Genomic DNA, 9,499 nt, shown 5'->3' with positions numbered 1-9,499 from the left:
CGATATGAATTCCTATGCTGGAGCGGTGGGAACGAGTAGCACGGCAACCCTACCGAGGTTAACTAAGCCAATATGATTTGACCTGAGTAAGGATTCAGTGGTTAGGAATAAGCACAAATCGGCATTTTTTTACGGTCTTTGTCCTAAATAAAATTCAAAAAATGACGCTCAATGAATGTTGATATCGCTAACCTTGAAATAGCCCTTAACTGGTTAAAATCCTTTATTGAAGATTGCCTATATTCGCGCCTTAGAAAACCCTCGGAAATTGAAATAAAGTCGTTGAGTTTTTATAGCAGTGAATCATGGCTGACCGAATTCATAGAAAAATACAACCCTAGCCTGGAAGAGTTTGTCGTACTGTTACTCGCTATCGTTCCTCACCTCCAACCTCATTTCTTCAATAAATTGATTTCCGAGTTTCTTCCCGAAGGCGGCGATTTCCCCGAATTCGGCGGCGTCAAAGGCACTAATCACCGAGGCATTCTTCCCACCGGCGAAACCGCGCAATTCATTCTGGCCGGGGACGATCTGGAAAAACGTCTCGAAGTTCAAAAAATCTTCAGCGACGACCATTGGTTCGCGAAACAAAAAATTCTCCGGCTCGACCCGGTACCCGAAGGCGAGCCGATCATGAGCGGGCGCTTGGTGCTCGACCCTGAAATCGTCGAATGGTTGACGCTCGGCACGGTTAGCAAACCGCGCTTCGGTATCGACTTTCCGGCCGAATATATCGAAACCGAAATGGCTTGGGACGACTTGGTATTGCCGCCGTCGACCTTGACACAAATACGCGAAATCGAACATTGGATCGAATACAACGATACCTTACTGCAAGACTGGGGCATGAAGAAAAAGATCAAGCCCGGTTACCGGGCGTTGTTCTACGGACCGCCCGGCACCGGCAAAACCTTGACTGCGACACTGCTCGGCAAGCAGACCGGCAAGGACGTGTTCCGCATCGATTTGTCGCGCGTCGTATCGAAATATATCGGCGAAACCGAAAAGAACCTGTCGCGTTTGTTCGACAAGGCCGAAAACAAAGATTGGATCTTATTTTTCGACGAAGCCGACGCATTGTTCGGCAAGCGCACCGACATACGAGATGCGCACGACAAATACGCCAATCAGGAAGTCGCTTATTTATTGCAGCGCATCGAGAACTATAACGGCTTAGTGATTCTGGCCTCAAACCAGCGAGCTAATATCGACGAGGCGTTCGTGCGGCGCTTTCAAGCTATCATTCACTTTCCACTGCCGGGTGCGGATGAGCGCTACGAAATTTGGCGCAAAACAATTCCCGAACAGCTCGAGGTTCATATCGACATCGATTGGCGGCAGGTAGCGAATCGTTACGAATTGTCTGGTGCGAGCATTTTAAATGTTACCCACTATTGCGCGGTTGAAATCATAGCGGCGCAAAGCGCAAGGCTCGATCTAAAAAGACTGGAAACCGCGATTCAACGCGAATTCATCAAAGAAGGCAAGGTTGTTTAGATTTTGCTCGCTACTATAAACCTAAAGCAGCAGATGATATGTGCTGTAGGCCGTTCCTGCCGAGCAAAGAAAGCGCCGTAGGGTCAGCTAACTTAAGCGTCATTCCGCCAGGGATTGGCGGAATCCAGTGCCATGGATGGCAATGCCTAACCTTACCTGGATATCGGTAATCCATGCCAATATGACTAATAAAGCGGCAAATGCAAGCGCGCCAAGATTTTTCGCGAAAGCTGAAATGGGGTCCGTCCGATTTCAGCAGCGAAAAATGACTTGGCGATTATTGCCTTCGGCGGCCCCGATTCGCCCTGCGTCCGTGCCACTACGCCACATCATCGTAAACTCGATGCGGCTCCGTAGCACTCCCACAAATGGCTTTACGCCGTGTCGCGATGCCTTGTATTTTGCCTCCGCCTGCGCTATTCGCGCAGACTCCGGCAAAACACCCGGCGCTACGGCTATCGGGGACTAAAAATCTTCACTTCGCTAGCGCTCCGTTTCCAAGATTTTCAGCGCGCATAGGATAAGCGCTAAGTTAGCTCTTATGGGTGCATGGCGTTACCATGAAACCGCCGCTGTTTACCAACATTTTCTGCTCTTTTCATATCTCATCAAGCAATTGATATTAAAAGTATAAAAAATTATCTTCATGAGAGCCAAATCGAAGCTTGAAGGTTCTAAAACACCTTCACCGGATTGGTGAAGCTCTTTTTAGGATAAAGCATCCCATCCATGCTGATACAACCGGGCCGGGCTTGTTCTACACTAAGCTCCAGACGACGTCGGCGCTGACGCGCCTCCCCGGCTAAGCTTGGCGTTAGCAGTTACTCCCACGTTTGCCCCTCTTTGCCAAATGAGTAAAAAAAGAATATTTTATACTCATGAGCGACTTTGAATAAGATGACGATAAAAGCCAAGCCAATCTGGAAAAGCACGGAATCGACTTTCTGGATGCCCAGGCCCTCTGGCGAGACACTGACCTGCTGGAACTCCAAGCTAGATCGGATGATGAACCTCGTTTTCTGGTCATAGGTCTGATTGGTTCGAAACACTGGTCAGCCGTCGTCACCTATAGAAACGGAACAGTTCGGCTTATTTCTGTAAGGCGCTCCCGCAAACGAGAGGTAGAACTATATGAACGCTAAAGATTTTGATAAGAAATTTGACCAAGGCAAAAAAGACATCATTGATGATCTTGACTTGTTTACGGCGCGTCGTGTCAACCAGGAACAGAAGCGCATAAATGTCGACTTTCCTTCGTGGGTAGTAGACTCGTTGGACCGTGAAGCGGCTCGTATCGGTGTTACCCGGCAATCGATCATCAAGGTCTGGCTGGTTGAGCGCTTGAAAGCTGAAGCTGCTAACAAAGCCCTCAATGGTGACGCCTCAAGCGGCGGACATTAGCAGAGCGTTAAAGCGCACTGATGTCGCACCTCTTCGCCAATTTCTGTCTTTCCGTCGCACCCAAAAGATCGTCATGCTATCGCTGGCGGAGCAATTCTTTCAATTGATGAGTTAGTTGCCGAAATTACGTTATAAACTTAACGAGGCGCTCAAGCGGTCGGCTTAGCTTTGCGTTATGGGAATGAGGGAAATCGTTTCAACAACATTCGCTGAAAATCTTGGAAATGGAGCGTTAGCGAAGTGAAGATTTTTAGCCACCGATAGCCGTATTGCCGGGTGTTTTGCCGGAGTCCGCGCGAATAGCGCAGGCGGAGGCAAAATACAAGGCTTTTAGTGCAATGCAGTTTCGTCGGCGTGAGGGAAATTAATCCTGCCCCTTTTCCTAGTTCCAATTTTTTCGGCTTACTTTGGTCATTTCGATTACTTTGCCAAGGGCAAGGCTTTATTGTCTAGCGTAAACGGTTGGCATGCTCTACATTTGCACAATGAGAATGCCGATTTAATTTGTCTTGGAACCTTCGGAGTTTTCACCAGAGTGAACGGTATATCTCGTCTGAAATAGATAAAAATTTTGTATCGAGATCGTATTTTGAAAATAAAAGACACGCTTTATGTTGCACATGTTCGTTCTAATGATAAGAAAATACAAACTTTGGAAGAGCACCTTATCGATGTTGCTGAAATTGCAAAAAAACTGGCCGCTAAAATCAACCTGCCGGAAGCGGGCGAATTGATCGGTTTGCTGCATGATTTCGGCAAATACAGCACTGAGTTTCAAAATTATCTGCAATCAGCCACGGGGCTGATCGATCCTGACATCGACAATGAAGCCGTCGACGCCAAAGCGCTGAAAGGTAAAATTGATCACTCCAGCGCCGGTGCGCAATGGATTTGGCAAGAGTTGAGCCGTTATGGCAATAACGGCGAAGGCCGCTTGTGCGGGCAGATTATGGCGGTTTGCATTGCCTCGCATCACAGCGGCCTGATCGACTGCCTGAAACCGGACGGCAGCAACGGTTTCAATGTGCGCATGCAGAAAGACGACGTCCGAACGCATTTGGCCGAATGCAAGGAGAACGCCGACAGTCAAATTCTCGAACGAGCAAAGAAACTAATGGACAAGCCGCTGCTAAAAGCGATGCTCGAACAAATCAGGGTAATGATGATGTCCGGCTCGAAGCAGTCAACAACGATACGAGAATTTTATTTGGGCTTTTGGACGCGATTTTTGTTTAGCTGTCTGATCGATGCCGATCGCATCGACAGCGCCGATTTTGAAACACCCGGTAATGCGTGCTACCGAAACAAAAACGACTTGCAATTGACAGTGGCGATAGAGCGTCTGGAATTGTTTTTGGCAGGATTCTCGAATAAACCGACCGAATCCAATACTCCGATTGACGGAATCCGGCGCGAGATTTCCGAAGTGTGTAAAAACCGTGCCCACGAGCCGCAAGGCATCTATACGCTGACCGTGCCGACCGGCGGCGGCAAAACCTACGCAAGTTTGCGCTATGCCTTGCACCACGCTCAAAAGCATAAATTGGAGCGCATCATTTACGTCATTCCATATACCTCGATCATTGAACAAAATGCCGCCGCGATACGCAGCGCACTTGAACGGGAAAGCGATGCGTATCCGTGGGTGCTTGAACAACACAGCAATTTGGAACCGGAACGACAAACCTGGCACAGCAAATTGGCCGCTGAAAACTGGGACGCGCCGATAGTCTTGACGACGATGGTGCAGTTTTTGGAAACTCTGTTCGGCGGCGGCACACGCGGTGTTCGGCGCTTGCATCAACTGGCGAACAGCGTCGTGATTTTCGATGAAATTCAAACCCTACCGATTCAGTGCACGCATTTATTCTGTAATGCGCTAAACTTTTTAGCCGATCATGCCGGGATGACCTCCGTACTGTGCACCGCTACGCAACCGGTGCTGGATCTTTTGCGAGCGCCCGACAAAGGACAGCTATGGTTGCCGCAAAACAGCGAGTTGATGCCCGATGTCGGCAGCCTGTTCGATCAACTCAAACGGGTCGTTATTAGTGACAAAACCAAACCCGAAGGTTGGAGCGAAGACGAAATCGCCGAATTGGCGCTGACCGAACTCGACACAAAAGGAAATTGCCTGGTCATCGTCAATACCAAAGCCTGGGCGCAGGCCTTGTATTTGAAATGCGCCGAAACCGTCGATATCGAATGCCTGTTTCATCTGAGCACAGGCCAATGCGCCGCGCATCGAAAGGCCTTGTTCAAGCTTATGCGCCGGCGCTTGGCGGACGGGTTGCCGGTGTTATGCACCAGCACGCAGTTGATCGAGGCGGGCGTCGATATCGATTTTGCCAGCGTGGTTCGTTTCTTGGCCGGGCTCGATTCGATCGCGCAAGCGGCCGGGCGTTGCAACCGTAACGGACGCTTGCCGATCGCGACGGTGCATATCGTCAATCCGGTTCGGGAAACCATTGCGCAATTGATCGACATCAAGGTCGGTCAGGAAAAAACGAGGCGCGTCTTGAGCGAAATCGAAGATGAAGACCTGTTGTCGCCCGAAGCGATGCGGCGTTATTTTCAATACTACTTTCATGACCGTGCCGACGCGATGAGTTACCCGCTGTCGGCCAAGCAGGTAGGACGGGACGATACATTGCTCAATTTATTGAGTGAAAACAAATACAACATCGGCCACAATGCCCTATTGCATCTAAAACAATCGTTCATGACCGCCGGCAATGTGTTCAAGGCGATCGACGCGCCGACACATTCGGTCATCGTACCTTATCGTGAAGGCAAACAATTGCTCGTCGAGTTGGGCGGTATCGCCAAACAATTTGAAGCGCGGCGGTTTCGCGAATGCTTGCAACGCGCTCAGCAATACAGCGTCAATGTCTTTCCGAACGTTTGGAAACGGCTGGTCGAACAGCAGGCGGTCTACGAAATTCAACCGGGCGAAGGAATTTACGGTCTGGACCAGCGTTATTACAGCGAAGCCTTCGGTCTGTCGACCGAGCCGGTCGGCAAGGCCGAGGCGATAATTTTATAAGGAGTATGTGTGAAAAACAGCATCAGTTTTCGATTGTGGGGGCGTCATGCCTTGTTTACCGATCCGGTAACGCGCATCGGCGGCGAGAAATGTTCCTATCATCTGCCAACCTACGAAGCGATCAAAGGGGTGCTCAAGTCGATCTACTGGAAACCGACCTTGATCTGGCACGTCGATAAAGTCAGAGTGATCAAGTTGCTGAGAACGCAGACCAAAGGAGTAAAACCTGTGAAATATCATGGAATCTATCCAAGTGACAAGGACTCTCTAAAAAAACAAGTATCTTTTCATGATTTGGCTATTTATACCTTTTTGCAGGACGTGGAGTACCAGGTGCAGGCGCATTTCGAATGGAACGAACATCGGCCCGAATTGGCAAAGGACAGAATCGACGGCAAGCATTACAGCATCGTACAGCGCATGCTGGAACGGGGCGGCCGGCAGGATATTTTTTTGGGCACGCGCGATTGCCAGGCTTACGTCGAACCGTGCGAATTCGGCACCGAAAAAGGCGCTTACGATGACATTGACGAACTGGCATTCGGCTTGATGTTCCACAGTTTCGCCTACCCCGATGAAACCGGCATCGACGAACTGCACAGCCGATTTTGGCACGCGACGATGAAAAAAGGCATTTTAGAATTTCCAAGACCGGAAAACTGTCCGGTCAGCCGTTTCGTCAGACCGATGCGCCGCAAGCCTTTCGGAATAGGCAGTAATTTACTGGCCGTCGAGGATGAGGAGAATCGCTAATGAGTTGGATGGAAAAGCTTTATCAAACCTATGAGCAAGGGAGTCATTTGGAAACCTTCAAGGCATGGCCGATTTCCCATTTTGTAAAAACGGCCCATATTGAAGTCGTGATCGACGGAAACGGTAATCTCAAAAACGATCGTATTAAACTGTTGTCGGGAGAAGAAACATTGACCCTGATACCAGTGACAGAGAGTTCGGCAGGGCGGTCGGGTACCAAAATTGCGCCGCATCCTCTTTGCGACGAACTAGGTTATTGTGCTGCGGATTTACCGGAAAGAAAACACGAAAAAAACCAGATGTTTATGAATCAATTGAAAACCTGGTGTTTATCCGATTATACGCATCCGAAAGTACAAGCAATATACCGCTATCTTGAACAACAAAGCTTATGGCTTGATATCACTCGAGTTATTGAGTTTCCGTTATCTTTTACAAATAGGAGCGGTCAAAAAACCAAAGTTTCTGCAGATAAGGCATTCGTAAGATGGAGAGTTGAAGAGCCTGGAAATCCTTGTTCTGCGACGTGGGATGATCAAGAGTTGATTGAAAAATGGATTCAGTACGATCGGGCGAATCATCAGGACGAAGGCGTTTGCTATGTCAGCGGAGCGTGTGCTCGGCTAATACAAAACCATTCCCGGTTTCTCAGGAATTCAGCCGATGGCGCGAAACTGATTTCGTCGAATGACGACAGTGGCTTTACCTTTCGCGGCCGATTTCTCGAAGACGGCGAAGCCTGCGGCATCAGTTTCGACATTTCCCAAAAAGCGCATAACGCCTTGCGCTGGCTCATATCCCGCCAAGGTTATCGAAACGGCGATCAAGTCTATGTAGCCTGGGCGGTTTCGGGTAAGCCGATCCCGGAACCGTTGGCCGATACCTGGTCTTTTCTGAATACCGGCGATTTCGATTTGGAAGAAGTCGATCAGGCCGAGGCGCCTGAGCAAACGGACGACACTGTCGATCATTCGATTGATTTAGGCCAATCCTATGCGCAACAGCTGAGCAAAAAAATGGCCGGCTATCGGGCCGAATTGACGGCCAACGAGCAAATCGTCGTGATGGGCATTGATTCGGCGACACCCGGGCGTATGGGAATCCTTTATTACCGTGAATTATTTCGGGACGATTTTTTCAATCGGCTTGAGTCCTGGCATACCGAGTTTTCGTGGCCGCAACGTCATACGCTCGAAATTCCGAACGATACGGGGAGAAAACCGAAAACCAAAGTCATTTGGCCGGTCAGTTCGCCCGTTCCTATCGCGATTGCCAAAGCCGCCTACGGCGAGAAGGTCACCGACAATCTCAAGAAAAAAGTCATCGAGCGCTTGGTGCCCTGTATCGTCGACGGTCAACCCTTTCCTTGGGATTTGGTCGACAACTGCATTCGCAAGGCGACTAACCGCAACGCTTACGCCAGTGATGGACAATGGCTGTGGGAGAAAAACCTCGCCATTGCCTGCGCGCTTTTCAAAGGCTATTACCGCAGACACCCAAACTCAAATCAAAGGAGAAACTATGCCATGGCATTAGAAGAAAACAATCGATCGCGAGACTACTTGTACGGACGGTTACTTGCGATCGCCGAGCGTATCGAAGAAGTGGCTCTTAATGTCGGCGGGGAAAACCGGTCGACTACAGCGGCTCGTTTGATGCAACGCTTCGCCGACCGTCCCTACGAAACTTGGCGCTCGATCGAGTTGGCCTTGCAACCCTATATTCAACGATTGCGCGTGTCGCGCGCCGGCTTTTTAACCAACCGGCAGAAAGAGCTCGATGCCGTGATCGCTTTATTTAATGGCGAAGATTTCAGAAGCAAAGCGCCGCTTTCCGGCGAATTTTTGCTGGCATATCACTGCCAGCGGCAAAAATTCAAAACGAAAACAGACACTCACGAACCCAACGAAACTGAAGCACAAGGAGACTCAGAATGAGCGAACTGGACCGAAACACATTGAGCCATAAAATCGACTTTGCCGTTATTTTCAGCGTCGATCACGCCAATCCCAACGGCGACCCGCTCAACGGCAACCGGCCGCGCACCGATTATGACGGTTACGGCGAAATGACCGATGTTTGTCTGAAACGGAAAATCCGCGACCGCTTGCAAAGCGAAAGCTTTTCGATTTTCGTGCAATCCGACGAAAAGAAAACCGACGGTATGACCAGTTTGAAAAATCGGGCCGAAGCGGAACCACCAATCGGATTGGGTAAGGATGCGTTCAATCCCAAGAAGCAAAGCAAGGATCAAACCGCGCAAATGGCCTGTGCGAAATGGTTTGACGTTCGCGCTTTCGGGCAAGTCTTTGCGTTCGGTAAGGACGGCGATGCAGCCGGCGTTTCGATTCCGATTCGAGGGCCGGTCACGATCCAATCGGCTTTCAGCGTCGAACCGGTCAGTATTACCAGTACGCAAATCACCAAGAGCGTCAACAGCGAAGGCGATGGTAGTAAAAAAGGAGCCGATACGATGGGCATGAAGCACAGGGTCGACCATGCCGTTTATGTCGCTTACGGTGCGATCACGCCGCAACTGGCCGAGAAAACCGGGTTCAGCGATGACGATGCCGAGGCGATCAAAAAGGTTTTGCCGAGACTGTTCGAAGGCGATGCGTCATCGGCAAGGCCCGAAGGCTCCATGGCCGTCAAAAAAGTGATTTGGTGGCAACATAATAGCCGAAGCGGTCAATATTCTTCGGCCAAGGTACATGGCAGTTTGACGGTCAATGCCGACGGCAGTTATGAGCTGGAAACGCTTCCTGGATTGCAGCCGGAGGAAAAAGAAGGCTTTTGACGACA

6 protein-coding genes and 1 pseudogene are annotated in these 9,499 nt (G+C 49.9%); all 7 read left to right on the top strand.

Annotated elements, in window-relative coordinates; translation table 11 throughout:
- Positions 1–171: 171 nt before the first annotated feature.
- On the top strand, positions 172–1,497 hold the full coding sequence (locus tag EQU24_RS10910) for an ATP-binding protein (protein ID WP_017839472.1): 1,326 nt from the start codon (positions 172–174) through the stop codon (positions 1,495–1,497).
- Between the two features lie 908 nt (positions 1,498–2,405).
- Positions 2,406–2,639: pseudogene (locus EQU24_RS23460) on the top strand (BrnT family toxin); the annotation flags it as partial.
- Positions 2,629–2,898: a type II toxin-antitoxin system BrnA family antitoxin gene (brnA, locus tag EQU24_RS10900; RefSeq protein ID WP_017839475.1), complete on the top strand. Its 270-nt coding sequence runs from the start codon at positions 2,629–2,631 to the stop codon at positions 2,896–2,898. The pseudogene EQU24_RS23460 and the gene brnA, both read left to right, overlap by 11 nt.
- A gap of 589 nt (positions 2,899–3,487) precedes the next feature.
- Positions 3,488–5,944 (top strand): CRISPR-associated helicase/endonuclease Cas3, encoded by a 2,457-nt coding sequence (locus tag EQU24_RS10895; protein WP_017839476.1) that lies wholly within the window; start codon positions 3,488–3,490, stop codon positions 5,942–5,944.
- A gap of 9 nt (positions 5,945–5,953) precedes the next feature.
- On the top strand, positions 5,954–6,697 hold the full coding sequence (cas5c, locus tag EQU24_RS10890; protein WP_017839477.1) for a type I-C CRISPR-associated protein Cas5c: 744 nt from the start codon (positions 5,954–5,956) through the stop codon (positions 6,695–6,697).
- Positions 6,697–8,634, top strand: a complete 1,938-nt coding sequence (gene cas8c / locus EQU24_RS10885) for a type I-C CRISPR-associated protein Cas8c/Csd1 (RefSeq protein ID WP_017839478.1) — start codon at positions 6,697–6,699, stop codon at positions 8,632–8,634. The genes cas5c and cas8c overlap by 1 nt, the downstream gene beginning before the upstream one ends.
- The gene (gene cas7c / locus EQU24_RS10880) at positions 8,631–9,494 is read left to right on the top strand and encodes a type I-C CRISPR-associated protein Cas7/Csd2 (protein ID WP_014148633.1); all 864 of its coding nucleotides are present in this window, start codon (positions 8,631–8,633) and stop codon (positions 9,492–9,494) included. Before cas8c ends, cas7c begins: the two co-directional genes overlap by 4 nt.
- Positions 9,495–9,499 lie beyond the last annotated feature (5 nt).

The organism is Methylotuvimicrobium buryatense (assembly GCF_005931095.1).
Lineage (GTDB): Bacteria > Pseudomonadota > Gammaproteobacteria > Methylococcales > Methylomonadaceae > Methylotuvimicrobium > Methylotuvimicrobium buryatense.
The sequence above is the reverse complement of the archived record's forward strand: the minus strand, read 5'-3'. Positions and strand labels throughout refer to the sequence as shown.

Bases quoted from the DNA above. Each gene is read 5' to 3' on its own strand.
- EQU24_RS10910 (WP_017839472.1), top strand. From the start codon at position 172: ATGAATGTTGATATCGCTAACCTTGAAATAGCCCTTAACTGGTTAAAA.
- cas7c (WP_014148633.1), top strand. From the start codon at position 8,631: ATGAGCGAACTGGACCGAAACACATTGAGCCATAAAATCGACTTTGCC.
- brnA (WP_017839475.1), top strand. From the start codon at position 2,629: ATGAACGCTAAAGATTTTGATAAGAAATTTGACCAAGGCAAAAAAGAC.
- cas8c (WP_017839478.1), top strand. From the start codon at position 6,697: ATGAGTTGGATGGAAAAGCTTTATCAAACCTATGAGCAAGGGAGTCAT.